Below are 26,203 nucleotides of genomic sequence, written 5' to 3' on the forward strand. Positions count from 1 at the left end.
CATCATGTGTCAGGTATTTTTTATGTCGTTGCGCATCTGCATTCTCGAAACCGACATCCTGCGGCCCGAATTGATTGACCAATATCAGGGCTATGGGCAGATGTTCCAGCGCCTGTTCTCGCAACAACCCATCGCCGCTGAGTTCACCGTCTATAACGTGGTGAATGGCGAATACCCAAGCGACGACCAAACCTTCGATGCGTATCTGGTCACCGGTAGCAAGGCTGATTCGTTCGGCACGGATCCATGGATCCAGACCCTCAAAACCTATCTTTTGAATCGCTACGAACGCGGCGACAAATTGCTCGGCGTGTGCTTCGGCCATCAATTGCTGGCGCTGCTGCTTGGTGGCAAGAGCGAGCGCGCATCCCAGGGTTGGGGCGTCGGCACCCACAACTACAAGCTGGCGGCCAAAGCACCGTGGATGAGCCCGGTGCGCGAAGAGCTGACACTGCTGATCAGCCACCAGGATCAGGTAACCGAACTACCAGAGAATGCGACGGTGATCGCCTCCAGCGATTTCTGCCCGTTCGCGGCGTATCACATCAACGACCAGGTGCTGTGCTTTCAGGGCCACCCGGAATTCATTCACGATTACTCGCGCGCGCTGCTCGACCTGCGCCAGGAAGCGCTGGGCTCGCAGATCTACAGCAAGGGTGTGGCAAGCCTTGAGCAGGAGCACCACGGCGCTACGGTAGCGGAGTGGATGATGCGGTTTGTGGCGCACAAACCAGAAGCTGCCTGACAGTTGCAAGATCAAAAGATCGCAGCCTTCGGCAGCTCCTTGTATCTCGACTAACGCTCCGTCAGGAGCGATAGTTCTCGACTGATCATCGAGGGAGGGACTTGGAAGCCGCGCAGCTCCTTAGGCTTTTTGCCTGTGACGTAGATCGTGCTCCAGCCCTCCACACTCACTCGTACAGTTCGCACGGTATCTTGGGCCCGCCTGCGGCGAGAGCCCGCATTCGCAAGGTTGGACAGAGTGACGTGATGATCGCAACAGGGAACAAGTGGAGAAACGATCATGTCCGGTTTCGTTGGCGTCGACATCGCAAAGAACACTTTTGATATCGCTACACACCTGCCCAACGGCAAGCACAAAACCAAGGCCAAGCTGGCCAACGATCCAAAGGGCTTTAAAGAGTTTGAGGCGTGGCTAGAAAAAAACGCCGAGCGTTCGGCCCTGATCGTGATGGAAGCCACGAGCGTTTACCACTTGGAACTCGCGGAGTTCGTTTACAACAAAGGCTTCCGGGTCTGCGTCGTGAACCCGGCTACGACCAAAGCGTACGCTGACAGCGAACTGCGCCGCATCAAGACTGATAAAAGTGATGCCAAACTGATCGCCGACTTTGCCCGGGAAAAAGACCAAAAACTTCACCCATGGGCGCCTGAGCCGCTGAAATACCGCCAGTTGAAAGCAATGGTGCGCCGCTTGGATGACCTTCAGGAAATGGAACAAATGGAGCTTAATCGTCTGGACGTTTCCGACGAAAAGGTCAAAGACTCGATCAACTCCGTTCTGCGCCATATTGAAAAAGAGATCGTAGAAACGCACAAGGCGATCAAAAAACACATCGATGACGACCCGGATATGCGTCAGATGCGGGATCTCATCGTCACCATCGACGGCATCGGACAAAAAACGCTTGAACGATTGCTGGCCGAACTGGGTGACTTGCGCAAATACAGTGATCCTCGCCAACTGGTCGCTGCTGCAGGGCTCAATCCAAAGCTGCAGGAATCAGGAAAGCTCAAAGGTCATACCCTGATCTCAAGAGTAGGGTCGGCACGGCTGCGTGCAGGCCTCTACATGCCTGGCATGGTGGCGCTGAAACACAATAAGGCGATCAAGGCGATGAAAGAACGCCTGGAGGCCAACGGCAAGGCCCCCAAGCAGATCATCTGCGCAGCAATGCGCAAGCTGCTGCACTTCGTTTACGGAGTGCTCAAGTCTGGACTGCCATATGACCCGAAACTTGCGCTTGCCCGGTGAGGCTCAAGACGGTATCTACACTGACATTCTGTAGGCGCTGCCGAAGGCTGCGATCATTTGCTTTCTACAACCAGCCCGACTTCTTGAAACTCGCCCACAAACTCACACACCCCACCGCAATAAACCCCAGCACCGCAAAATAACCGTAATGCCAGGTCAATTCCGGCATGTTCTGGAAGTTCATCCCGTAAATCCCCGCCACCGCTGTCGGGAACGCGAGAATTGCCGCCCACGCTGCAAACTTGCGCTGCACCACGCTCTGCCGTGATGCCTCGAGCAACACGCCAATCTCGATGGTCTGGCTGGCAATGTCCGCCAGCGTGGTCAGGTCTTCCATCTGCCGCGTCACGTGGATCTGCACATCGCGAAAGTACGGGCGCATGTTCTTGTCGATGAACGGGAAGCTGAGCTTTTGCAGCTCTTCGCCGATTTCCACCATCGGCGCCGCATATCGGCGCAAGCGCACCACATCACGGCGCAAACCGTGCAGCTTCTGGATGTCTCGCTCGTTGAGGGCGCTGCACAGCACGTTGCGCTCCAACTCATCGATCTCGGCGTGGATCGCTTCGCCCACCGGCTGATAGTTCTCGATGACGAAATCGAGCAGCGCATACAGGACGAAATCCTCCCCGTGCTCAAGCAACAAAGGGCGCGCTTCACAGCGTTGCCGCACATAGGCGTACGACGCGGAATGGCCGTTGCGTGCAGTGATGATGTAACCCCTGCCGGCGAAGATATGCGTTTCGATAAATTGCAAAACGCCGTTTTCGCGGACCGGCGAGTAGGTGACGATAAACAGAGCGTCACCAAAGGTTTCCAGTTTCGGTCGGCTGTGTTTTTCCAGCGCGTCTTCGATCGCCAGTTCATGCAGGTTGAACTGACGTTGCAGGTTGGATAATTCCTGTGCATCCGGTTCTTCCAGACCGATCCACACGAAGTGCCCGGGTTTGGCCGCCCAGGCAGCACCTTCGTCCAGCGCAATATTGGTGACTTTCTTACCCTCGCTGTACACCGCAGCAGCAACAACTCGACCCATGGTGGTGATTCACTTCTTCTTGGCAGATGGCAGGGGAACAAGGCTTCAGCTTAGCCGTGTCGCTGCTTGAGAGTCACTGAAACTTCTACAGTTCACCCGGCAAAAGAAAACCCGCACAGGGCGGGTCTTGTTTCACGCGGCTTGCAGTTGCCGATCCATCGATTCGATGCACTCGCGCATCTGCTCGCGGCATCGCTCGATCAGCATGGGCATGTCGTCCATGGTCAATCCGACTGTAGGAATCGCCGGCAAGGAACGTATGAGAACGTTGCCACTGCGCCAGCGATTCAGGCGCATGTGCTTGATATAGCTGCTCACGCACACCGGAACGATCGGCACGCCGGCGGCAATCGCCATCTGGAACGCGCCTTTCTTGAACGGCAACAAATCTTCACCGAGGTTGCGGGTGCCTTCCGGAAACACCCAGATCGAGGTGTCTTCGTTCTGCAAGGTGTGGGTCGTCGTCAGCATCGACTGCCGCGCCTTGTGCGCATTGCCACGGTCGATCAACACATTGCCGGCCAGCCAGAACAACTGACCGAACAACGGCACCCACTTCAGGCTTTTCTTGCCGATACACACGGTGCGGCGGGGGACGACATTGCCGAAGACGAACAGATCGTAGTTGGACTGATGGTTGGCGATGATCACGCAACTGTCGGGCTTGTTCATCAAGCCGTTGACCTCGGACCTGACCCGCAAACGCAAGATACACATCGCCGGCAAAGCGTAGAGGCGGGCGCAGAGTCGACTGTTGTCCGGGTGGAACGGGCGGCACAATCCAAGGATCACACCCAGCACGCCGGCCAAAATAAAGTGCAGGCCCATCAACAACATACGAAGCACGAACAGCATTTTTACAGGCCCACCGGGACGAAAGGTGGCGCAGTGTACGGATGTGCACTGTTTTCGGCAATTGCCGCTATAGACTCCGGAGATGGCCGATGTTTAAGCGCATGTTTCAGCACTGCTTGTCAGGCGCGTCCTAGAGCTTTCAGTGAATATTCAACGCGGCACGTAAGAAAAAGCCCGACACGAGGTTCGGGCTTTTCGCTAGCGCGCAGATCTCGGACGAATCAGCCTAAATGCTGCTGATCCTGGACAATGGCGTCATCGAGGGTTTCCAGCAGCTGCTTGCGCACTTTGAGTTTGGTGTTCTTGTGCGCCAGCATGTTGATCTTCTTCAACTGACGCGCGGCAGCCAGCGCGGCGCCTTGCAATTCTTCGGCAGTGACGACTTTGTCGAGGAAGCCTGCATCAACGGCACTTTGCGGATCGAACATCTCGCCATTGATCACCGAGCGATGGAAAGCCGAACGCCGCAAGCGATCACGCGCCAGCTCGATACCGGCGTGGTGCATGGTCATGCCGATTTGCACTTCGTTCAGACCGATGCTGAACGGGCCGTCGACACCAATGCGGTAATCGGCGGACAACAGCAGGAAAGCGCCCTTGGCCACAGCGTGCCCCGGGCAAGCAACGATCACCGGGAACGGGTGAGAGAGCAGACGGCGGGCCAGGGTCGAACCGGCCGTTACCAGCGCAACGGCTTCTTTCGGGCCGGCGGTCATCACCTTCAGATCATAACCACCCGACAGAATCCCCGGCTGCCCGGTAATGATCACCACGGCGCGATCCGCCACCGCCTGATCCAGCGCCGCGTTAAACGCCGCAATCACATCCGGAGAAATCGCGTTGACCTTGCCATTGTTCAGGGTCAGGGTCGCGATACCGTCTTCGAGGTGGTAGGCAATCAACTCGCTCATGACGCTATTCCTTATTAGAAAGATGGGCAGACGTTACCCACCGTCGCAGGCCAGGTAAAGCGCCGTGACTGACCTGCCGGTCACCATTTCGGCGTTCAGCCTGCGCCGCACACCTCTTGCCTTCTATAAAGGAAGCGCGCGCCTCACCCGAGATTGGCGGGTTTGCCATCGTGCTCACCGACCGAACGCAGCGTGCTCTCTTAAGCGCATGAAAATTCTGAAAAAAGTTTGCCATCAGGAAAGCTTTCGACTACATTAGCGCGCCTCGACAGACAGAACATGTCTGCAGAGATACGGTGAAGTGTCCGAGTGGCTTAAGGAGCACGCCTGGAAAGTGTGTATACAGGAAACTGTATCGAGAGTTCGAATCTCTCCTTCACCGCCACATTGAATATCAAAAAACCCGATTTCGAAAGAGGTCGGGTTTTTTGCTTTCTGCGTGTTCGAAAATTGCTCGGTCATCATTTGCTGCTCATTGATCGGCTGCGCGCAGGGGTCGAAATCCGGTTTTGTTGGCGTTGAACTATTGTACTGACCAGTTAGAATGGCCGCATTCATGGCTCTGCGTCACTCGCTGCATCAACAAGGGTCGAGATTTACATTACTGAGGTAGAGAGTAGTGGAACCGCTATTTGCAGTCGTTGCGACCACAGGATATTTGCTCCTCGTCGAGGTGCATTCCAGAAAAGTTATCCCGCTCGAGAACGAACGCACTGAATACTACGGCGTTTCATGGTTTCCGGGGGGCAAGGATTTTGTGCTCAGCCACTCTGGGCTGGATAACGTAAAGCTGAAGGATATCCAGACCTACGCGACCTCAGAAGTGGGATTTCTTTCGCACGGTAGTTTCCATTCCGAAACCTTTCTCTCGGAACCACACCAGCTGCTCTGCGCATCTGACGGTCGCGTGGTGTGTACCAACACCGGACGTAACGCGATCACTGTGGTCGACCTGGAAAAGCCCGGGCATTTTCAGGAAAAGCGGCTGAGCAACGTTCGCTGGGATCGTCTTTCACTGGAAGAAATCACCGGCGATCATCTCAATTCCGTATTCGAAAAAGATGGTCATCTTTATGTCATCGCTCACGGCCACCATAACGGTTCGTTAATGGCAGTACTGACTTATCCGGCGTTGGAGCTGGTCAGTGTCAAGCCCATTGAGCGACGTACGGGCCTGCACAATGTGTGGGTATCGGACGAAGGGCAGAAAATTGCCTGCCACAGCAATATCGGTGCGCTGATCGATCTGGAAAGCAACGAAGTTCTCTGGGAGTCGGGGAGTCCAATCTATACGCGAGGCCTGGCCGTTTCGTCCGACATCATGCTGGTGGGAGAAAGCCAGATGACCGGACGTGATTTGCGCCGCAGCTCCATGAGCGGTTTGTGGGTTCTGGAACGGGGCACCTATAAAGCACTGGACTACATCTGCCTTGGTCCTTACGGCGCCGTCAACGAAGTCCGCTTGTTGAACGTAAAAGACTATGCTCACCACGGCCATACTTTTCCGTTTGTATCGGAGTTGTTCGAGCGAAGTCTGTTCAACCGTAAGTCTGAAGAGCGTCTGGCTGCTTGCCAGCGTTCGAAAAACATTCAGCAGGAGTGGGCGGGCGTCGAACTCGTCTACGGCGTGCCGAAGACACTCGAAGACGGCGGCAAAGAGGCCATCCTTGGTAACCTGTGTCTGATCAAGAAGATTGAAGACGTTTCGCAAGCACAACGCAGCCTGGCGTTCAGTTATTCGTTGGACACGCCATCTACCGATTCTCACGTTGCGGTGGTGACTTATCAAGGCAGTGGCGGTGACACGGATATGAACGCACTGCTGATACAGCCTATCAATGATGTCGAGGCCGGACTGGTACTTTGGACAAATGATGGCGCGCACTGGAATCCCGAGCCCGATGTGCAGGTGACGGGACTTCCTCATAGCGGTGACGTTCGCGTGGTAGCGAGTGAAGCAGGGCTGGAATTTTATCTGAATGACGAATGGCGTCTTACCGTAGACGCAGCCAGGCTGCCTTTTCTCGAGGGCTCATTGGGTATTCGCTGGATCGGATCGACTATCAGCCGGTTTATCGAATAACGGTCAATCATGATGTCTGGCCCGATCTACGGCTTTTGAGCGGCGAGTTGCCGCTCAAGACCAACGTGTTTGAACTCAGACTCTACGCGAGATGAGGAAACGTATGACAAGCGAAAAAAACAGCGTGCCTGAGAATGTCGTTCTGCACCCTACGCAAGTTGCTCCCAGTGATCGGGAGCGTGCCGTGGCGCAGAAGCCTTTTACCATTTGGTTTACCGGATTGAGCGGTTCAGGCAAATCGACGCTGGCGTTCGCGATTGAAAAAAAGCTGATTGAAAGTGGCAAGCCTGCCTTCGTGCTGGATGGCGATAATGTTCGTCACGGACTTTGCAGCGACTTGGGTTTCAGTGCTGAGGATCGCTCCGAAAATATTCGCCGTATCGCTGAAGTAGCGCGTTTGATGAATGACGCGGGTATCACCGTGATGGTGGCATGTATCTCTCCGACCAGAGTGAGCCGTGAAAAAGCACGATCCATCATTGGCGACGAGCGTTTTCTTGAGGTCTATCTGAACACGCCACTCGATGTATGTGAGCGGCTGGATCCGAAGGGACTTTATCGCAAGGCCCGCGCTGGTCTGATCCCGGAGTTTACGGGGATCAGCGCACCTTACGAAGTGCCTGAATCTCCCGCCTTGGTTTTCGATGCAAGTCAAATGTCAGTCTCGGCCTGCGTAGAGGAAATCGTCTCCAAGGCCAACGGTCTTGGGCGATAGGGCTCCAATTGTCCAATTGGAGCGGATCCTCCGCTCGTCGGAGACCAGGCTCCGTGTACGGCTAGTCCCGGAATGACCGGCTAGTCTCAAAATCCTCGGAGGTCGATATTTTTCAGGCAAAACAGTTTTGCCAGTATCGGCCCGGTTCCGCAGGGGAGAGGCTATGACAGGTCCATATATCGAAGACGATGGCGCTGAGTTTTCCTTCAACAACTGTGTGCGCTGCGGTCAAACGGAGTATCAGTCGGGTTTTGGCGAAGATCCGGTGAGCACCATCAAAATCAAATCCACGGCCCCGAAAGGGCCGAAAGCGAAATTCCTGCCCAGGGTCACGGCAAGGGCCAGAAAGTGATTTCATCCCGTACCCCGTCACTGAACGGGGTTTTTTACGTGCGCGGGAGTGCGGATCGGAAATGCCTGGCGGGCGTTGACATTAATGTCGGTTTTTTTCACAAACTTTTCACGTTGGTCAACGTAGGGTGAAGCCATCCGTTAGAAAGCAAGTCTCCAGCCCGTCTCCCCAGCGGGCTTTTTTTGTCCGGTATAAAACCTTTTCCCTGTGCGCGGTCCAATCGACGCTGCCGTCTGCGTCTGGACTTTCCTGCGCCGAACACATTAAATCCCGCTCCTTCTCGTCATCCTGTTTATTTGAGGTTTTCGTCATGCGTTTAACATTGCCTGCGTTGGTTCTTGGCCTTCTGGTTGCTCAAGGTGCGATGGCTGCCGGTGATGGCACCGCGGCGCTGGGCGGTGGCCTCGGTGGCGCGCTGGGTAACGTGGTCGGTCAGAAAATGGGCGGCAGCACAGGCGCGGTAATTGGCGCTGGTGTCGCGGGCGCAGCGGGCAGTGCAGTCGCAGCACGCAAGGGCAGCCGCACCAAGGCAGCAATCGGCGGTGGTGTCGGTGCAGCCGGTGGCTCGGTGATAGGCAACAGCCTGGGCGGCCGCAACGGCGCCACCATCGGTGCAGGTCTGGGCGGTGCGGCCGGCGGCGCAGTCGGCAGCAACCTGGGCAAAGGCCACAAGCGCCACTGAGACTGATGGCCTGTCAGAAAAAGCCCGACTCGATGTCGGGCTTTTTCATGGCTGAACGTTTCGTGCGAAATCATCTCCAATCTGCATACGCCCCGCTTGGGCGGACTGTCCCGATTCGGGAACTGCGAGGTTTATATGCGATTGTCATTATCTGCACTGTTTTTTGGCCTGGTCGTGGCGCAGGGCGCGATGGCGGCCGGAGATGGCACCGCTGCCGTAGGCGGTGGTCTCGGCGGTGCGCTGGGTAATGTGGTTGGCGGACAACTTGGCGGCAGCACGGGCGCGGCGGTCGGCGCAGGTGTCGGCGGCGCGGCGGGCAGTGCCGTCGGCGCGAACAAACGCAACCGCACCGAAGCCGCGATTGGTGGCGGTCTGGGCGCAGCAGGCGGCTCGGTCGTCGGCAACAGCCTCGGCGGCTCCACCGGCTCCGCCATCGGCGCGGGCCTGGGCGGCGCAGCAGGCGGCGCGGTAGGTAACAATCTTGGCGACGACGATGGCGGATCTCATTCCGGCGGCCACAAGCACAAGAACAAACACAAAAATAAACATCGCTGATTGATCAACGGAAACCCGGCCTGGCGCCGGGTTTTTCGTGTCTGGCCGTCAGGCAGAGGAACGATTGGCGGCAGGGCTTTTCGAACGTCATACATCCCACACGCTCAAGAGGTGCGCCATGACTCCCGAAACCGAAGGCAAAGAAGAGAAGGGCCCGAGTGGATTGCCGTTTATCAATGACCCGGGGAACGAAGATCCGGGCTCGCTGATGGATGATGCGACGGTGCCGTTGAACGATGCGGATGAGGCGGATATGGAGTATGAGGAGGATGGGGATGAGAAGTGAGGGGGTGCTGAGGGTTTGAATGATGGTTTAAGGGCCTGACTCAGCAGGCCCTGCAGAAAATCTGTTCCTCAGAACGAGACGTCGATTCTTTGTGCTCTGATTTTTACAAACTGACCATTGAGGTGCGGAAAATCGAAGTGGATATCTTGATCCGCAAATTCGACGAACGACTTGAGCGTATCGCCTTCTAAGCGCCCCTGAATCTCGCATGAGAAACCGTCGTCAAGCATCTCGACATATGTTTCGCTGTTTTCACATTTTGCGATGTCAATTTCGTCCGGTAGCACCATTTCGAACTCGGCTGAGTAGGTCTCACCTACTTCGATGACTGACGGGCAGTGGCCTGCGAAACATCTAACAGTCACACCGTTGACGCTAAGCAGGACCATCTCCTCAATCATGGGGTCAATTTCAACGATATTTACCAGATACTTTTTAATCATCTGCAGGTCTCACCGTTTTGTCTTTCCCGGCTCCATTTATTGTTCGCCATAATTCTTTTCCACTCTTGGCGTGGAGCGTCGTGATTTCATTTTTATTATTGGTACCTACGAAAGCGAATTTTGCCTCGCCCTTTCTATTGGTTCCCATAAGACGCAGATAACCTGATCGGGCTTCGCCCTTGTACTCGTACTCAATTCGCGTGCCGTGATTTATAACCATTCTCGCAGTAGACAGGTACTCTTCCTGGCTCGTCGCGTTGAACTCTGCCCCATGTTTTTCATAGTGCCCGGCCAATTTTTCATTGCTGCCAAAATTTTCGGGCGGTGACCTAGGTGCGGGGACTGCGGGCTCCCCCTCATCAACCTTAACCCCATCACTCGCCCCCGGAACATCACACCCAGGTTTATTCGGCGGCGGGCAGTTGGACGTCAACCCCAACGGATCCACCCACCCCGTCGGATTCGGCACGTACTGGTACTGGTTCAACCCACCCGCGAGCTTCACCGGGTCCGGGGTCAGATACCGCCCCAATCTCGGGTCGTAATAACGATGGCGGTTGTAGTGCAGGCCGCTTTCAATGTCGAAGTACTGCCCCTGAAAGCGCAGCGGTTGGTCCAGATAGTCTTCGCCGGCCAGGGTGACGGCGGCGACTTTGCCGTAGGCGTCGTATTGCGCGGACCAGACGATTTCGCCGCTGTAGTCGGTGAGTTCCTGCGGGGTGCCGAGGTGGTCGAGTTGGTAGTAGAACGGGCAGGCCTTTTTCGGGCCTTTGCCATCCAGCATCGCGAGTGGGCGGAAGGTGCCGGGTTCGTAGAGGAAGCTGCGGTATTGCGTGGCGCTGCTTTCGGCGACGAGGTGTTCGCCTTGCCAGAAGAATTCGGTGACGGCGTCGTCGACGGTTTTGCGGATGCGCCGGCCGAAGGCGTCGTATTGATACGTGGCGGTCTGGCCGTCGGGGCGGGTCAGGCCGATCAGGCGGTGCTGGCAGTCGTAGCGGTATTCGGTGACCAGGGTCTGGCCGTGGCCACGACGTTCGCGGATCAGGTTGCCGAAGGCGTCGTAGTCGTAATGACGGTTGCCCTGCATCAGCAGGCGATTGCCCTTGATCTGCGCAGGACCGGGGCGGTCCTGCATCAGCAGGTTGCCGGCCGGGTCGTGGGCGAAGGATTCGGGCAGTTCGTCGCGTGAGTGACGTACGCGGATCAACCGGTCGAGGGCGTCGTAGCCGTAAGTGCGCTGGCCGTGGCGGCTGTCGGCGATGTGCTCGAGATTGCCGTTGGCGCTGTAGGTATAATCGCGGCGGTACAGCGAGGAATGGCGATGGCCTACGGCGTGGGCGAGCAAACGGCCCTGGTCGTCGTAGGCATATTCGCTGAGCAGCAAACCTTGCTGACGCTGCTGCTCGCGACCGGATTGATAGACGTGGCGGGTGAGCGGGGTGCCGTTGAGGTCGATGGCGCTCAGGGCACCGCCCTTGGCGTAGTGATAGTCGAGCTTGCTGTTGTCCGGCAGGCGCAGGCGTTTGAGCTGGCCGCAGGCGTCATAGGCGTAGCGCAAGGTGCCCCAGCCCTGATGCTCGGTGATCAAGCGGTCCTGACGGTCGTACTCGAAGGCCAGCGGATGATTCTGGCCGTCATCGACACCGATCAGCCGGCCGAGGCGGTCGTAGTCATAACGGACCTTGACCCCGTCAGGCAGGGTCTTGACCTGCAACCTTCCAGCCGCATCGCGCTGGTACTGGGTGACCAGCGATAAACCCTGCTCGCCGAACTCGGTCTTTTCCAGCAGGCGACCATTCAGGTCATAAACGTACGCGGTGCGTCGCCCATCAAACCCGGTTTCCTGGCGGATCAATCCGGTCGGCGTGTAATCCAGTCGATACTTTCCCCCAGACTCGTTTTCAATCTCGGTCAGCAGCAATCGCGCATGGTCATAGCGATACTGCACGCGGGTGCCGTCGGGGTTGATCCGCCGCGAGACCAGGTGCAGGTCGTCGTCATACTCGTAGCGGGTGATGCGCCCGAGTTCATCGCGTTCGGCGGTGATCTGGCCGTAGGCGCCGTAGCTGTAGGCGCGGGTGCTGCCCGTAGGAGACGTCGTCAGGATCAGTCGGCCGGCCGCGTCCCACTGCTGCCGGCTGACAACACCAAATTCGTCCTGGGTGGTAATCCGCCGTCCCAATGCATCGTAGGAGAACCGCCGCACGCCGCCATCGGGCAGGGTTTCTTCGATGAGCTGGCCGAGCTCGTTCCACACCCAGCGATGGCGGCTGCTGTCCGGGTAGCGCAGCGACAACAACTGCCCACGCAGGTTGTAGTAGTAATGGGTGACCTGGCCGTCGGGGTCGACCGCTTCGGTGACGGCGCCTTCAGCGTTGCGCCGATAGATCCACACCGCATCGCCTCGGCAACGCTTGTAGAGAAAACCGTTGCGGTACTCGTAGGACGTTGGCGCATCGTCTGGTGGAATCAGCGCGATCAGCCGTCCGACTTCGTCGTAGCGGTATTCGGTGACCGCGCCCAGAGCATCCTGCTCGGCGATCAACCGGCCTTGCCCGTCATAGGCCTTGAGCTGCTCGCCGCCATCGGCCGCGACCTGGCGCACCAGCCGCGCGCGCTCGTCGTGGACGTAGACTTCTTCGGTACCGTCGACGTAATGCACGGTCACGCTGGCGTCGTCATCGTTCCAGACGTAACGGGTGTTCATCTGCGAGAACGACGCCCAGTGCCTCACGCAGCGGGCGGCTTTGCCCTCGCGCTGCCACTCCCAGAAGAAGCTCGCGCCGCCAGTCAACTGGCGCTGGAGGATGACGTGGTGATCGTCGTAGTCGTAGCGCTCGCTGTCGCCAACCGCGTTGGTCGCGACCAGCAGCCGTTGCCGGGCATCGAAGCTGTAGGTGGCGAGGTTTTGCTCGGTGATCCACTCGCCCTGAACGAACACCTGATAGTCGACTGCCACCAGTTGCGTGCGGTCATAACGCAATAGCAGCGCGCGGCCGGCGCCGTTGTCCAGACGCTGGATGCGGTCGGAGCGATCGCGTTGCAGGGTCAGACGATTGCCGTAGACATCGCTGATTGCGGTCAGCCGGCCGGCGCGAAAGTGATAGAACCGCGCGCTGTCGCCGGCCAGAGCAAGGATCAGTTCTTCCGGTTCATCACCGAGAAAGATCGCCGCCCGCGACAGGCTGTTGTGGATCGCCGGGCGCGCGACGTTGGGCAGGGGAAAGCGGGTGCGGCGGTTCTCGTGGTCGATCCAGGTCACGCCATCGCCATCGAAGGCCAGACGATGCGCGAGCGTATGGCTCCAGCCAAAACCCAGGCCGATGTCGATCTCGACCGCGCTGCTGCGGTACAAGCGGGTGAACTCGAAGGGCAGCACGCCATCGAGCACCGCGTCGGTCAGGGTCAGCAGTTCTTCGCCGGTGACCATCGACACCGGGCAGCCGTTGGTACAGGTGTTGGGTACGCAGTCGGCGGCGTCGCCGTTGGGGTTCTTTGCTTGGTCGGGGACGTCGTCGTGGGGCTCGTGGCGCTCAAGACGGGCCATGCCTCGGGATTTTTCCCGCGCGAGTGGCGCCGGATTCGGCACGCTCAACACCACTGTGTCGGCCTGGCGAATGTTCAGCGGAATCGACGGTGTCGGCTTCAGCTCCACCTCGCGCGCATGAAACATCAGCGGCTTCAGCGTGCTCGCGTGCTGCTTGAGCTCCGGCGTCGAAGTGAGCTCAGCCAGACGCAGGGCTGAGGCGGCAAGCCACTCCCGCGCCCGTGGCGACTTGATCTTCGCCAAGACCTTGCTGCTCAAACGCAGCGATACGCCGGCACCGCCCGCCACGCGCATCAACAGGAAACTGATGAGCAACTCGGTGCGAACTTCAGCCACCACTTCGGCGAGGTATTGCGGCGGCAGCATCTTCAGCCAACTGGTGAACGCGGCGAGATGAATGAACAGCAACGGCTCGTCGCTGAGCATCAACAAGGCGTTGGCAATTGCCTCGCTGGACGCCGCCAGCAGCGCCTCAAGTTCGACTTCGCTGAGGTATTCCAGAAGCTTTGCGCTGTGCTCCTGCAGATCGGTGAGGAGGGCAAACAGCTGTTGAATGTCATCCCAGACGCCATTCAGGGCTTTTTCCAGGCCACGCCAATCGGCCCGCTGCAAGTGCCCGTAACGATCTAGAAAACCGGCGCTGGAAAACTCCGTCCACTGCGGCTCGAAACCTGTCCATTCGCCGCGCAGCCAGTTTTCCAGACCGGCGATGACGCCTTGATAAGAGGCGTACAAAGCGCGCACGTGGGCAGTGGAAACATCGGGAAAGAAGGTGACGCGGTAGCGCTGGCCGCGCATGCAATCGGTCACTTCGAGGATCCCGCTCGGGCCGATGGTGTGGCGCAGTGGTTCGCCGAAGGTCTGTACGCCGTCGACTTCGCTGAGCAGCGGTTCGAGGGTCACCGGGGTGTCGCCGATCGGCACGAAGCGCGCGGCTTCAAACAAATGCACCAGGGTCAGCGGCCCGCTGGCCGGACACATGAACACCGATGAGCTGACAGGTGCGCGCGAGGTGATCGGCGCGCTCAGCTGTACGTCATTGCCAACCTTGAACACCTGCTCGATGTCCAGCGCGGTCCCGGTCCAGAACTGTTCGGCCCAGGCGTCGTAGTTGTTCAGGCACAGGCGGAACTCATCGATCAGCGCTTCGAAATCGGGCTGCTGGGGATTCAGGGCGGCCACCACCAGCAGTCCGATGCTGTTGTTCAGGGCCAGGAGCTGATCGGGTTGAAACATTCGCAGTCGCTCGCGCATATGAAGAAACGGGAGCGCGGACTTTGCAGGGGATCAAAAAGGAAAGAAGTCGGGTAAGTAGGCAGTATCTGTAGGAGGTTTCGCTAAATGCGAAAGGGCGTCGATGGTGTTGCCCGTTGCTCAATGTCCATCCGCCTCGCTATGCTGCTGAACCCATTAATCAGATCCGCGTTGCGGCACATTGCCTGTCGCCCGGGATGTCTTTGTTAACGGATCCGATGATGAATGCACCGCTGAAGACGTTCGGCCCGATCAAGGCCGTGATTTTCGATATGGACGGTTTGCTGCTCGACACTGAGGGCATTTACACCGAGGTCACCTCGCTGATTGCCGGGCGCTACGGGAAAACCTTCGACTGGAGCGTCAAGCAGAACATCATTGGTCGCGGGGCCAATGACCTGGCCAATTACGTGGTGCAGGCGCTGGAGTTACCGATCAGCCCGGAAGAATTCCTGGAGATTCGCGAGCCGCTGATGCGCGAGCGTTTCCCCAAGGCCCAGGCGATGCCGGGGGCCGAAGCACTGGTGCGTCACCTCAAGGCGCACAACATTCCGATCGCGGTCGGCACCAGTTCGTCGCGCCAGTCGTTCGGGCAGAAAACCACTTTGCACCGCGACTGGTTCGCGTTGTTCGATTTCATCGTCACAGCGGACGATCCGGAAGTCGGCGCGGCCAAACCGGCGCCGGATATTTTCCTCACCGCCGCTCGGCGTCTGGGCGTCGCGCCCAAGGATTGTCTGGTGTTCGAGGATTCGCCGTTTGGGGTCACCGCGGCGAAAGCAGCAGGCATGACCGCAATCGCCATCCCCGACGCGGCGATGGCCGATGAGAAATATGCTCACGCTGACGGCATTATCCGCTCGCTGAAAGACTTCAGGCCAAGCGCATTTGGCCTGCCGACGCTGGAACTGGCCTGACCGCTCAAACAAACAAGCCGCCCTTCCTATAAAGAAGGGCGGCTTTTTTTGCCGTTCTGTCAGGCGCCGAAGCCACCGTCGATGGTCAGGCTGGCACCGGTGATGTAACCGGCTTCCGGCCCTGCCAGGTAGGCGACGAAGCTGGCGATTTCATCGGCGGTGCCGTAACGACCGACGGCCATCAGCGGGATCAGGCTGTCGGCGAAGTCGCCATGGGCCGGGTTCATGTCGGTGTCGACCGGGCCAGGTTGCACGTTGTTGATGGTGATGCCCCGAGGGCCGAGATCGCGGGCCAGGCCTTTGGTCAGGCCGACCAGTGCCGATTTGCTCATCGCGTACACGCCGCCACCGCCGAAGGGCATGCGATCGGCGTTGGTGCTGCCGATGTTGATGATCCGCGAGCCTTCGCCCATGTGTTTCGCCGCTTCCTGCGAAGCAATGAACACGCTACGCACGTTGATGGCCAAAGTCTGATCGAAGTCGTCCAGTTTGAAGTCTTCCAGCGGTGCGATGGCCAGCACGCCGGCGTTGTTGACCAGAATGTCCAAGCGCCCAAACGCTTCGACGGTGGCGCTGACGGCGTGGCGAATCGCGCTGGCATCGGCGCTGTCGGCCTTGATCGCCAAGGCTTTGCCGCCGTTGCCGGTGATGCTGTTCTGCAATTCTTCGGCTTTCGCGGTGGAGCTGACGTAGGTGAAAGCGACGGCGGCGCCTTCAGCGGCCAGACGTTTGACGATGGCTGCGCCGATGCCGCGCGAACCGCCTTGAATCAGAGCGACTTTGCCGCTGAGGTGTTGAGTGGTCATGTTCGATCTCCAAGTGTTCAAGGCGGAATGCCTTGGTGTTGGTGCCGAGTATCGGCGTGGCATCGACAACCGGGTAGACCATGATTGCTATAGTCTGTGTAAACCAGAAGTTTATAGTGGTGATCATGGAAACGTTCAGCAGTATCGAATGCTTTGTGCGCAGCGCCGAGGTCGGCAGCTTTGCCGAGGCCGCACGACGCTTGAGCCTGACCCCGGCGGCAGTGGGTAAAAGCGTGGCGAAACTGGAGGCGCGGCTCGGCGTGCGGCTGTTCCAGCGTAGTACACGCAGCCTGACCCTGACCGAAGCGGGGCAGCTGTTTTTAAGTGAAGTCAGCGCCAGCCTGACCACCATCCAGAATGCCGTGGCCAATCTGGCCAGCGCCGGAGGGCAACCGGCCGGTACGCTGAAAGTCAGCATGGGCACGGTATTCGGCCGTCTGTATATCGTGCCGCTGCTCGGTGAGTTCCTGCGGCGCTATCCGGCGATCAACCCGGACTGGCATTTCGATAACCGCCAGGTCGATCTGATCGGGCAGGGCTTCGATGCGGCAATTGGCGGCGGCTTTGAACTGCCCCAAGGCGTGGTTGCGCGCAGGCTCACGCCGGCGCATCGGGTACTTGTGGCATCGGAGGATTATCTGCACAACCATGCGCCGATCAGTCATCCCGATGACCTCAAGCAACATGACGGCATCCTGATCCGCTCACCGCAGACCGGGCGTGTGCGTTCGTGGCAACTTACCCATCGCGATCAACAACACAGTCCGCTGACGTTGCGGGCGCGGATGACCATGAGTGATTCCGAGGCTGCCTGTGCAACGGCGATGCAAGGTCTGGGGATCGCGCTGGTGAGCATGCCGTTTGCGGTTGCGTATCTTCAGGCCGGGACGTTACAGCGGGTGCTGCCGGACTGGTTTGTCGATGATGGCAACATTTCGATCTATTACGCCGAGCACAAATTGTTGCCGGGCAAGACCCGGGCGTTTGTGGATTTCGTGATTGAACAATTTGCTGAGCAGGGGTTGGTGCGGCGGTTCAGTGCTATTTGAATAGGGCTTGGGAGCGAGTCGTTTTCATTCGCGAGCAGGCTCGCTCCCACAGGAGAACGCATTCCAAATGTAGGAGTGAGCCTGCTCGCGATAAACGGTAACGCGGTCTATCGAGCAAAGCGCTGCGGCCAGCCAACAATATTCTTCGGCCGTGGCGTGGCATACGTGCGCACCTTGGAGGTCGACAACTTCAAGCGCACCAGCGATTCGGCAATCGTCACCGCCGCTGTCACGCCATCCACCACCGGCACGCCGGTGCGGCGGCGAATCTGTTCATCCAGCCCGGCCATGCCGCCGCAGCCCAGGCAAATCACCTCGGCCTTGTCCTGAGTCACCGCCAGTTCGGCCTGTTGCACGATCGCTTCCAGCGCACGCTGCGGTTCATGTTCCAGCTCCAGAACCGCCAGCCCGCTGGCGCGCACCGAGGCACAGCGATCCCACAGGCCGGACAATTTCAGCCGATCCTCGATCAGCGGCACGGTGCGATCCAGCGTGGTCACCACCGAGTAGGCATGGCCGAGGAACATCGCGGTGCTGGCCGCCGCGTCAGTGATATCCACCACCGGCACGTTGAGCAATTCCTGCAAGCCTTCGCGGCCATGCTCGCCGTAGCCGGCCTGGATCACCGCATCGAACGGTTGATCGTAGGCCATCACCCGGTCCATCACGGCGATGGCGGCGAGGTAGCTTTCGAAATTGCCTTCAATCGATTCGGCGCCGAAGTACGGGGTCAGGCCGACGATTTCGGTACCGGGCGAAGCGACGGACTGCGCCGAGCGGGCGATGGCGTCGGTGATGGATTCGGTGGTGTTGACGTTGACCACGAGAATACGCATGGAAAATCCTTATTGCGGGCAGTGGTGCGGCCCGAAAACCGGGCCGCGAAGGGATCAGTGGCTGACGTTATCCACAGCGATGCATTCGCCGCTGACTTCGGCGTAATGCGTCTGGCGTTTGGCGATGATCAGGTAAAGCATGCCGGCGATACCGGCACCGATCAGCCAGGAGAACGGCGAAACGCTGTGGAAACCAGGTACCAGGGCCAGGACGATGGCGATCAGCGCTGCAGGAGTAAACGCCGCCACCGCGCGGAAATTGATGCCTCCGCTGTAGTAATAAGCGCCGTTGGGGTCTTCGCTGTAGAGTTGCGGCACATTGATCCGGCCTTTGCGGATCAGCCAGTAGTCGACCATGATCACCCCGTACAGCGGGCCGAGCAGGGCGCCGAGGCCCGACAGGAAATACACGATCACCAGCGGGCTGTTGTAGAGGTTCCACGGCAGGATCAGCACGGCGATGGTCGCGCTGATCAGCCCGGCGCGGCGGAAGGTCAGGTACTTCGGCGCCAGGTTGCTGAGGACGAACGCCGGGGCGACGAAGTTGGCCATGATGTTCACTGCGACGGTGACGATCAGAAAAGCCAGGCAGCCGAGCACCAGAAAGAATGTGTTGGGGATCGAGGCGATGATCTCGGTCGGGCTTTCGATGATCCGCCCGTTGATCTGGAACTGCGCGCCACACAGCAGCACAGTAATCGCCGCGAACACCAGAATGTTCACCGGCAAGCCCCAGAAATTTCCCACCTTGATGGTTTTGCGGCACGGCGAAGAACGGGCGAAGTCGCAGAAGTTGAGGATCAGCGTGCCGTAGATCGCCAGCCACAACGCGCCGCCGGCGAAGATGTTGCGCCACATTTCGCCACCGGTCAGCGGCTCGCGGATCGACCAGGCAATGGTCGCGTTGGCCTGGAAGTACATCCACCCGGCGAGCGCGGCTACGGTGAGCAGAATCACCGGCCCGGCAAACGCCTCGTAGCGGCGTACCATTTCCATGCCGTAGGCAAGAATCGCCAGTTGCACCAGCCAGATCGCCACGAAGCACACCCAGCCCAGGCTCGACAAGCCGAGTATAGAGTTGTGATCGTATTCGGCGAAGCCAGGATGCACGGCAGTCAGCAAGACGCGGAATACCACTGAAGCGAGATACGTCTGAATACCGAACCAGGCGATGGCGATCACCGCCCTGATCAGTGCAGGAATTTGCGCACCGTGGATGCCGAAGCTGATCCGGCTGATCACCGGAAACGGCACCCCGGTTTTCTGCCCCATGTACCCGGACAGGTTCATGAAGAAGTACACCAGCGCCGCGCCGATCCCCAGCGACAACAGAATCTGCCAGCCGCCCAGACCCAGCGCATACAGGCCGATAGCGAACGAGTAGTTGGCGATGTTGTGCACATCGTTCGTCCACAGGGCGAAGATGCTGTACTGGCCCCAGCGCCGGCCCTCGGCTTTGGTCGGCGCCAGATCGCTGTTGTGCAGACGCGGGCTCAGTTGCAGCGGCTCGCTCAGCCCGTCATCGGGCAACGGTTGATCGAGCGTGGAGGAGGGCAGATTCAGCGCGATGTTATTCGAAAGACTTGTACGCATTCCGGCAGGCTCCTGATGTTCCCCCCGCGATGACTGTGCATGAGCGCTCAGGCTCGACAAATCTTCGGCGCGGCGGAAAGACATCACTGGTTACGGGGCATCTGCAGCCTGTACGGGATAGGGCGCTTCAGGCTTGCGGATCGAAAGTGTGTATGTTTCGCAGTTTTGTATACAAAACATGTATGCGATAAAGCCAGATTTGTGCCAGTTGCCAATCTATAAGCGGCAGGGCTCATTTCGAATAGTTATCAATGCGGCATAAGTGGCTGAAAAACAGGCGATATAAATTGATCGATTGGACAGGAATTTTTTTCAGGGGAGGGAATTTGCAGAGGGGCAAGTGGATGGGGATTCTGCTGGGGAGTGTAACTTTTCAGGGCGTCAGAACTGAAAGTGCACACATAAATGGCACCGATAGTGACAACCTTGTGTACACCTTTTATGTGCCTGGCACATATCAATGTGGGAGCGAGCCTGCTAGCGAATGCGGTGGATCAGGCAACTGAAACGTTGACTGGAACCGCGCTTTCGCGAGCAGGCTCGCTCTCACAGATCTTTCTATAAATGGGGGATCAAACCTTGCTCTTGCTGATGATATTCCCCGCATGCAACCCGCACTCTTTCTGCGTGGCTTCTTCCCACCACCAGCGGCCTTCGCGCTCGTGCTGGTTCGGCAGCACCGGGCGGGTGCAGGGTTCGCAGCCGATGCTGATGAAACCGCGCTCGTGCAGGCTGTTGTACGGCAGTTCGAGCATGCGGATGTAGCCCCAGATCTCCTCGCTGGTCATCTGCGCCAGCGGGTTGAACTTGTACAGGGTGCGTTCCGGCGTCGAGAAGGCCGTGTCGATTTCCAGCACTGCCACAGCGCTGCGGGTGCCCGGGCTCTGGTCGCGGCGTTGGCCGGTGGCCCAGGCTTTGACCTCGGACAGCTTGCGCCGCAGCGGCTCGATCTTGCGGATGCCGCAGCATTCGCCGTGGCCATCTTTATAGAAACTGAACAGGCCTTTTTCCTTCACGAACGGTTCGAGTTTCGTGTAGTCCGGCGAGACGATTTCAATATCGATCTTGTAGTGATCGCGCACTTGCTCGATGAAGCGATAGGTCTCCGGATGCAGGCGGCCGGTGTCGAGGCTGAACACTTTGACGTTCTTGTTCAGCTTCCACGCCATGTCCACCAGCACCACGTCCTCGGCGCCGCTGAAAGATATCCACAAGTCATCGCCGAACTCGGCGAACGCGAGTTTGAGGATGTCCTGGGCGGATTTGTTGGCATAGGTCGTGGCGAGTTCCACGACGTCAAACGTTGGGCTCATCAGGGCGGCTTCCTACAGGTCAATGGCGCTCGGGCGCTCTATAGGAGGCCGATGGTAACAAAAAGCTGCCGGGGCCGGGGCGTCCTCTGCGTTGCGCGCGTCTGGTGCAGACGCTAGAGTTCGGCCTCGCTCGACTCAATAATCACTACAAACGGGAGTGTCTTGTGGAAATTGCTTGCCTTGATCTTGAAGGGGTACTGGTACCGGAAATCTGGATCGCCTTCGCCGAAAAAACCGGAATCGACGCCCTCAAGGCTACCACCCGGGACATTCCCGACTACGACGTATTGATGAAGCAGCGTCTGCGCATCCTCGATGAGCACGGTCTCAAGCTCTCGGACATTCAGGAAGTCATCGCCACGCTGAAACCGCTGGACGGCGCGGTGGAGTTCGTCGACTGGCTGCGCGAGCGTTTCCAGGTGGTGATTCTCTCGGACACTTTTTATGAATTCTCGGAGCCGCTGATGCGCCAACTGGGTTTCCCGACCTTGCTCTGCCATCGCTTGATCACTGACGAAAGCGGTCGGGTGACGGGCTATCAACTGCGTCAAAAAGATCCCAAGCGCCAGTCGGTGCTGGCGTTCAAGAGCCTGTACTACCGGGTGATCGCGGCGGGCGATTCGTACAACGACACGACCATGCTCGGCGAGGCGGATGCGGGGATTCTGTTTCATGCGCCGGACAACGTGATTCGCGAGTTTCCGCAGTTCCCGGCGGTGCATTCGTTTGAAGAGCTGAAGCAGGAGTTCCTCAAAGCCTCTAATAGAGAGTTGAGTTTGTAGTCGTCTGGAAGGACGTCTTCGCGAGCAGGCTCGCTCCCACATTGGAATGCATTTCCCTGTGGGAGCGAGCCTGCTCGCGAAGCTTCTAAGCTTTCAGAGGTTCTGCAGGGTATCGAGCAGGATCCGCACTTTGGTCATCGACTCCTGATACTCCGCCTGCCAGTCCGAATCGGCGACAATCCCGCCGCCGCCCCAGCAGCACACCTGGCCATCCTTGACCAACAGACTGCGAATGGCGATGGAGCTGTCCATCTCGCCGCGCACGTCCAGGTACAGCAACGATCCGCAATACAAACCGCGCCGGGTCGGCTCCAGTTCGTCGATGATCTGCATCGCCCGAATCTTCGGTGCGCCGGTGATCGAGCCACCGGGGAAGCTGCCCGCGATCAGGTCCAGCGCATCACGATCCGCCGCCAGTTCACCGGTCACGCTGCTGACCAGGTGATGCACATTCGGATAACTCTCCAGACTGAACAACTCCGGCACCCGCACCGAGCCGATGCGGCAGGTGCGCCCGAGGTCGTTGCGCAGCAGGTCGACGATCATCAGGTTTTCCGCGCGGTCCTTGGGGCTGGCCAAGAGTTCGGCGGCGTTGGCCGCGTCTTCGGCTGGGGTGACGCCACGGGGGCGGGTGCCTTTGATCGGGCGGGTTTCGACCTGACGCTGGCTGACTCTGACGAAGCGTTCCGGTGACAGGCTCAGCACTGCGCCGCCGTCGGGCAGGCTCTGGAACCCGGAAAACGGCGTTGGGCAGGCCTGGCGCAATGCGCAATAAGCCAGCCACGGATCGCCCTGGCATTCAGCACGAAAGCGTTGCGCGAAGTTGACCTGATAGCAGTCGCCGGCCTGGATGTAATTCTGAATACGCTCGAACGCCTGACGGTAATCCTCGGCCGAGAGATCAGCGGCCATCGGGGCGTTCAGTTTGAAGGGGGCCAGCGCGTCAACTTGAGGCTGAGTGAACAGCGCGATCAGTCGTTGCCGTTCACTGTCGACAAGCGATGGATGAAAGACCAATTGGCTGGTTTGCCCGTGGTGATCACTGATCAGCGCCCAGTTGTACAGGCCGAAACGCGCATCGGGCAGTTCCAGGTCATCCAGCGCCTGACTCGGCAGGTTTTCCAGATGCCGGCCGAAGTCGTAGCTCAAATAACCGATCAATCCGCCGGCGAACGGCAATTCGTACCCGGCAGGCACCTGCGCGTCGCCCAAGCGGCTGAGGTTGTCACGCAGGCGCTGGAGGAAGTGTGCACCGCTTTCGTCCGGCAACACCGCCAGTTGTTCCAGCGGCCAGGCGCTGAGCACGTCATAACGGCCGCGCTCGGCGCTCGGCCGGCCGCTGTCGAGCAGCACGGCGCCGGGGGCATTGCGGATGGCCGCGAAATAGTCGGCGGGATTGGCACGGTAGGGCAGTGGGTGTACGGAACAGGTCAGCATGGGCGGGGCAGATCGGCCGTAGAGGCGGGGTGGGGATTGTAGTCCTCTGCGGGAATTGCTCCTAGAGGAGATGTCGGCGATTGGCAGATGGGCGGCAGAGTTGAAGCTCGGGTTCTTTGATCGTTCCCACGCTCCGCGTGGTAACGCCGCCATGGACGCTCTGCGTCCACTGTGACGCGGAGCGTCACGGGCTGCATTCCCACGCAGAGCGTGGGAACGATCAATGTGGAGGATCAGCCCTCGACCGCAGGAATATGCCCAAACATCTCCTGGGTAAACGCCACCCGCTCTTCTACCGATTCCTTAACGCCCCGCGCCTTCAGCTCTTCCAGCCGCGCTTCAACCGCGTGGGTACGCAAGGTCAGCCCGCAATCGTTGGCAATCTGGATGTTCAGCCCCGGCCGCGCATTCAGCTCTAGAATCAGCGGGCCCTTTTCCTGATCGAGCACCATGTCCACACCGATGTAACCCAGTCCGCACAGCTCATAGCAGCCAGCGGCGAGTTTCATGAAACCGTCCCAGTAGGGCAGTTGCACGCCATCCACCGCGTTGGTGGTGTCGGGGTGTTTGGTGATGATGTTGTTCAGCCAGGTGCCGCGCAGAGTCAAACCGGTGGCCAGATCGACGCCAACGCCAATGGCGCCCTGGTGCAGGTTGGCCTTGCCACCGGACTGGCGCGTCGGCAAGCGCAACATCGCCATGACCGGGTAGCCCATCAGCACGATGATGCGGATGTCCGGCACGCCTTCGTAGCTGATGCTCTTGAAGATCTGGTCCGGGGTCACGCGGTATTCGATCAGCGCGCGGTCGCGGTGGCCACCCAGCGAGTACAGGCCGGTGAGGATGCTCGAGATGTGATGCTCGAGCTCTTCATGGGCGAGAATCTTGCCCGACACCGTGCGATAGCGGCCTTCGAAGCGGTCGGCGATGACGATGATGCCGTCGCCGCCCGCGCCCTGCGCCGGTTTGATCACGAAGTCGTTGCGCCCGCCGATGATCTCGTCGAGCTTGTCGATTTCCTTCTCGGTGGAGATCACCCCGTACAGCTCCGGCACGTGGATGCCGGCGGCGATGGCGCGTTCCTTGGTGAGGATCTTGTCATCGACAATGGGGTACAGGCTGCGCTTGTTGTACTTGAGCACGTAGTCCGCGTTTCGGCGGTTGATGCCCATGATGCCGCGCGCCTCGAGGGCCTTCCAGGTCTTCCAGAAACCGAACATCAGGCGTCAGCCTTCTTCAGGAAGGCCTTGAAACGTACCAGCTCGGTCAGGCGGTAGCCGCGATAGCGACCCATCGCCAGCATGAAGCCGACCAGAATCAGCAGGATCGCCGGGAAGGTGAAGACAAAGTACACCAGCTCCGGCACGGTCATGATCAGGTGCGCCAGGGAGGCGGCGAACAGCGTACCGATGGCGACTTTCAGCGCATGGTTGGCGCCGCGTTCTTCCCAGGTGATCGACAGGCGTTCGATGGTCATGGTCAGAATCACCATCGGGAACAGCGCCACCGACAAGCCACGCTCAAGGCCAAGCTTGTGGCTGAACAGGCTGATCGCCGCGATCAACACCACGACAAAGGTCAGTACCACAGACAGGCGTGGCAGCATCTGCAGTTTCAGATGTTCGAGGTACGAGCGCAGTGACAGGCCCAGCGCGGTGATCACCGTGAACAGCAGAATGCCGAAGCCCAGCTGCGTTTCGCGGAAGGCGAGGGCGATCAGCACCGGGGTGAACGTGCCGAGCGTCTGCAGGCCGATCAGGTTGCGAAGGATCAGGATTACCAGCACGCCGATCGGGATCATCACCATAATCATGAAGGTCTGCTGGGTCTGCAGCGGCAGGCCGTACAGCGAGTAATCGAGGAAGTTGGCGTCGGTGTTTTCGTCGGTCAGCTTGGCCAGACGAATCGCGTTCATCTCGCTGTTGTTCAGGCTGAAAGTCACGTTGGCTTTCTTGCCGCCGTCGACGGTGATCAGGTTTTCGTCACCGGTCCACCACAGCAGGCGGTCGGTTGGCAGGCCTTGTTCACCGGTTTCCGGGTTGAAGTACAGCCAGTCGTTGCCGTTGAAGCTGCGCAACCACAATTCGGGTGTCTGTGGCTGATCGGCGACGAGGCGGATGGTGTGGACTTTTTCTACCGGAACGTGGGCGATCGACAGCAGCAGTTCGACGATCTTGGCTTTGTGCGACGTCGACGGATCGCCGGCCAGCAGCAATTTCACGTTGTCGTCGTTGACATTGTTGACGCGCTTGATCGCCTCGCCAATAAAGGTTTCGACGTCGGCCGAATGTTGGCGGATCGGTGCGAGCAGGGCTTCGGCGGCGATCTTTTCCGGGCCTTCGATGACCATGCTGTCACGGAAGGTCGGGCCTTTGACCTTGGATTTTTCCGCGGTATAGCGCTTGGTCAGCACCAGGCGGTAATACAACGTCTGGTTGCCCTTGGCGCGGCGGGCCGACCAGGTCACCTTGCGGTTGCCGTCGACGCGGTTGACCGCGACGCCGTAATTATTGGAGATGAAGCTTTCGTTGAGGCTGACGTAATCGCGGCTCAATGGCGGCACGAACATCTGGATCTTCACCGGATCCTTGGTGCTGGCGACGAACTCGACCTTGGCGTCGATGTTCCACAGGTCGTCGGTGGCGTCTTCGGTCACCGGGATGCCGAGCACGAAAATCTGATAGGCCGTAACCGAAACGCCCAGCAGCACCAGCACGGCGATCAGGATTTTCAGGTGGAAGGTTAGAGAACGCAT

The 26,203-nt window shown here is 58.9% G+C and carries 23 protein-coding genes and 1 tRNA gene; 12 read left to right on the top strand and 12 right to left on the bottom strand.

From position 1 onward, the window contains the following. Positions 1-22 precede the first annotated feature (22 nt). Positions 23-745 carry an amidotransferase gene (locus ACZZZ4_RS17515; protein WP_415763197.1) on the top strand — a complete coding sequence of 241 codons (723 nt, stop codon included), beginning with the start codon at positions 23-25 and terminating at the stop codon, positions 743-745. Positions 746-1,024: 279 nt separating this feature from the next. Continuing rightward, positions 1,025-1,996, top strand: a complete 972-nt coding sequence (locus ACZZZ4_RS17520; RefSeq protein WP_463548315.1) for an IS110 family RNA-guided transposase — start codon at positions 1,025-1,027, stop codon at positions 1,994-1,996. A gap of 64 nt (positions 1,997-2,060) precedes the next feature. Here ACZZZ4_RS17520 and ACZZZ4_RS17525 read toward each other — a convergent pair whose 3' ends face one another. The 3 genes from ACZZZ4_RS17525 to ACZZZ4_RS17535 all read right to left on the bottom strand — a co-directional run bounded on the left by ACZZZ4_RS17525 (position 2,061) and on the right by ACZZZ4_RS17535 (position 4,798). Continuing rightward, the gene (locus ACZZZ4_RS17525; RefSeq protein WP_463548316.1) at positions 2,061-3,032 is read right to left on the bottom strand and encodes a magnesium and cobalt transport protein CorA; all 972 of its coding nucleotides are present in this window, start codon (positions 3,030-3,032) and stop codon (positions 2,061-2,063) included. 132 nt (positions 3,033-3,164) lie between these two features. Then, complete coding sequence (locus tag ACZZZ4_RS17530; protein WP_463548317.1) at positions 3,165-3,887, bottom strand: lysophospholipid acyltransferase family protein; 723 nt, start codon at positions 3,885-3,887, stop codon at positions 3,165-3,167. Between the two features lie 221 nt (positions 3,888-4,108). Continuing rightward, complete coding sequence (locus tag ACZZZ4_RS17535; protein WP_039763863.1) at positions 4,109-4,798, bottom strand: crotonase/enoyl-CoA hydratase family protein; 690 nt, start codon at positions 4,796-4,798, stop codon at positions 4,109-4,111. A gap of 295 nt (positions 4,799-5,093) precedes the next feature. Between ACZZZ4_RS17535 and ACZZZ4_RS17540 the strand changes: the two genes are divergently transcribed. The 7 genes from ACZZZ4_RS17540 (at position 5,094) to ACZZZ4_RS17570 (ending at position 9,471) form a co-directional block, all read left to right on the top strand. Next, positions 5,094-5,183 (top strand) — tRNA-Ser (locus tag ACZZZ4_RS17540). A 234-nt stretch (positions 5,184-5,417) separates the two neighbouring features. Beyond that, on the top strand, positions 5,418-6,881 hold the full coding sequence (locus ACZZZ4_RS17545) for a hypothetical protein (RefSeq protein ID WP_129999218.1): 1,464 nt from the start codon (positions 5,418-5,420) through the stop codon (positions 6,879-6,881). Positions 6,882-6,984: 103 nt separating this feature from the next. Next, positions 6,985-7,596 carry an adenylyl-sulfate kinase gene (gene cysC / locus ACZZZ4_RS17550; RefSeq protein WP_415763194.1) on the top strand — a complete coding sequence of 204 codons (612 nt, stop codon included), beginning with the start codon at positions 6,985-6,987 and terminating at the stop codon, positions 7,594-7,596. Positions 7,597-7,759: 163 nt separating this feature from the next. Continuing rightward, a complete protein-coding gene (locus ACZZZ4_RS17555; RefSeq protein WP_463548318.1) occupies positions 7,760-7,948 on the top strand; it encodes a hypothetical protein in 189 nt (62 codons plus the stop codon). Between the two features lie 310 nt (positions 7,949-8,258). Beyond that, positions 8,259-8,630 carry a bacteriocin gene (locus ACZZZ4_RS17560; protein WP_123418714.1) on the top strand — a complete coding sequence of 124 codons (372 nt, stop codon included), beginning with the start codon at positions 8,259-8,261 and terminating at the stop codon, positions 8,628-8,630. A 135-nt stretch (positions 8,631-8,765) separates the two neighbouring features. Beyond that, complete coding sequence (locus tag ACZZZ4_RS17565; RefSeq protein ID WP_024012287.1) at positions 8,766-9,185, top strand: YMGG-like glycine zipper-containing protein; 420 nt, start codon at positions 8,766-8,768, stop codon at positions 9,183-9,185. A 118-nt stretch (positions 9,186-9,303) separates the two neighbouring features. Continuing rightward, positions 9,304-9,471 (top strand): hypothetical protein, encoded by a 168-nt coding sequence (locus ACZZZ4_RS17570; protein WP_165368416.1) that lies wholly within the window; start codon positions 9,304-9,306, stop codon positions 9,469-9,471. 68 nt (positions 9,472-9,539) lie between these two features. Here the strand turns inward: ACZZZ4_RS17570 and ACZZZ4_RS17575 are convergent, their stop codons facing one another. Then, positions 9,540-9,914, bottom strand: a complete 375-nt coding sequence (locus ACZZZ4_RS17575; RefSeq protein WP_039763870.1) for a hypothetical protein — start codon at positions 9,912-9,914, stop codon at positions 9,540-9,542. Then, positions 9,907-14,697, bottom strand: coding sequence for an RHS repeat-associated core domain-containing protein (locus tag ACZZZ4_RS17580; RefSeq protein ID WP_463548319.1), 4,791 nt, complete (start codon positions 14,695-14,697; stop codon positions 9,907-9,909). Before ACZZZ4_RS17580 ends, ACZZZ4_RS17575 begins: the two co-directional genes overlap by 8 nt. A gap of 239 nt (positions 14,698-14,936) precedes the next feature. Between ACZZZ4_RS17580 and ACZZZ4_RS17585 the strand changes: the two genes are divergently transcribed. Beyond that, positions 14,937-15,632, top strand: coding sequence for an HAD-IA family hydrolase (locus ACZZZ4_RS17585; RefSeq protein ID WP_039762976.1), 696 nt, complete (start codon positions 14,937-14,939; stop codon positions 15,630-15,632). Positions 15,633-15,691: 59 nt separating this feature from the next. Here ACZZZ4_RS17585 and ACZZZ4_RS17590 read toward each other — a convergent pair whose 3' ends face one another. Continuing rightward, a complete protein-coding gene (locus ACZZZ4_RS17590) occupies positions 15,692-16,438 on the bottom strand; it encodes a 3-oxoacyl-ACP reductase family protein (RefSeq protein ID WP_463548320.1) in 747 nt (248 codons plus the stop codon). Between the two features lie 125 nt (positions 16,439-16,563). Here ACZZZ4_RS17590 and ACZZZ4_RS17595 point away from each other — a divergent pair, with 125 nt between their 5' ends. Continuing rightward, entirely contained in the window at positions 16,564-17,487 is a 924-nt protein-coding gene (locus tag ACZZZ4_RS17595) for a LysR family transcriptional regulator (RefSeq protein WP_463548321.1), read from the top strand. A gap of 107 nt (positions 17,488-17,594) precedes the next feature. Here ACZZZ4_RS17595 and ACZZZ4_RS17600 read toward each other — a convergent pair whose 3' ends face one another. The 3 genes from ACZZZ4_RS17600 to ACZZZ4_RS17610 all read right to left on the bottom strand — a co-directional run bounded on the left by ACZZZ4_RS17600 (position 17,595) and on the right by ACZZZ4_RS17610 (position 21,229). Continuing rightward, a complete protein-coding gene (locus tag ACZZZ4_RS17600; RefSeq protein ID WP_039762980.1) occupies positions 17,595-18,323 on the bottom strand; it encodes an aspartate/glutamate racemase family protein in 729 nt (242 codons plus the stop codon). Between the two features lie 54 nt (positions 18,324-18,377). Next, positions 18,378-19,916 carry an NCS1 family nucleobase:cation symporter-1 gene (locus tag ACZZZ4_RS17605; protein WP_129999207.1) on the bottom strand — a complete coding sequence of 513 codons (1,539 nt, stop codon included), beginning with the start codon at positions 19,914-19,916 and terminating at the stop codon, positions 18,378-18,380. Between the two features lie 572 nt (positions 19,917-20,488). Then, complete coding sequence (locus ACZZZ4_RS17610) at positions 20,489-21,229, bottom strand: phosphoadenylyl-sulfate reductase (RefSeq protein ID WP_310407058.1); 741 nt, start codon at positions 21,227-21,229, stop codon at positions 20,489-20,491. 164 nt (positions 21,230-21,393) lie between these two features. Between ACZZZ4_RS17610 and thrH the strand changes: the two genes are divergently transcribed. Beyond that, positions 21,394-22,011, top strand: coding sequence for a bifunctional phosphoserine phosphatase/homoserine phosphotransferase ThrH (gene thrH, locus ACZZZ4_RS17615; RefSeq protein WP_463548322.1), 618 nt, complete (start codon positions 21,394-21,396; stop codon positions 22,009-22,011). Between the two features lie 93 nt (positions 22,012-22,104). Here the strand turns inward: thrH and pabB are convergent, their stop codons facing one another. The 3 genes from pabB to rloB form a co-directional block, all read right to left on the bottom strand. Then, positions 22,105-23,448, bottom strand: a complete 1,344-nt coding sequence (gene pabB / locus ACZZZ4_RS17620) for an aminodeoxychorismate synthase component I (protein WP_463548323.1) — start codon at positions 23,446-23,448, stop codon at positions 22,105-22,107. 233 nt (positions 23,449-23,681) lie between these two features. Continuing rightward, entirely contained in the window at positions 23,682-24,668 is a 987-nt protein-coding gene (locus ACZZZ4_RS17625; protein WP_071171576.1) for an alpha-L-glutamate ligase-like protein, read from the bottom strand. Then, the gene (rloB, locus tag ACZZZ4_RS17630) at positions 24,668-26,203 is read right to left on the bottom strand and encodes an osmotic stress tolerance membrane protein RloB (protein ID WP_116659146.1); all 1,536 of its coding nucleotides are present in this window, start codon (positions 26,201-26,203) and stop codon (positions 24,668-24,670) included. Before rloB ends, ACZZZ4_RS17625 begins: the two co-directional genes overlap by 1 nt.

Source organism: Pseudomonas sp. AC252, from assembly GCF_979258105.1.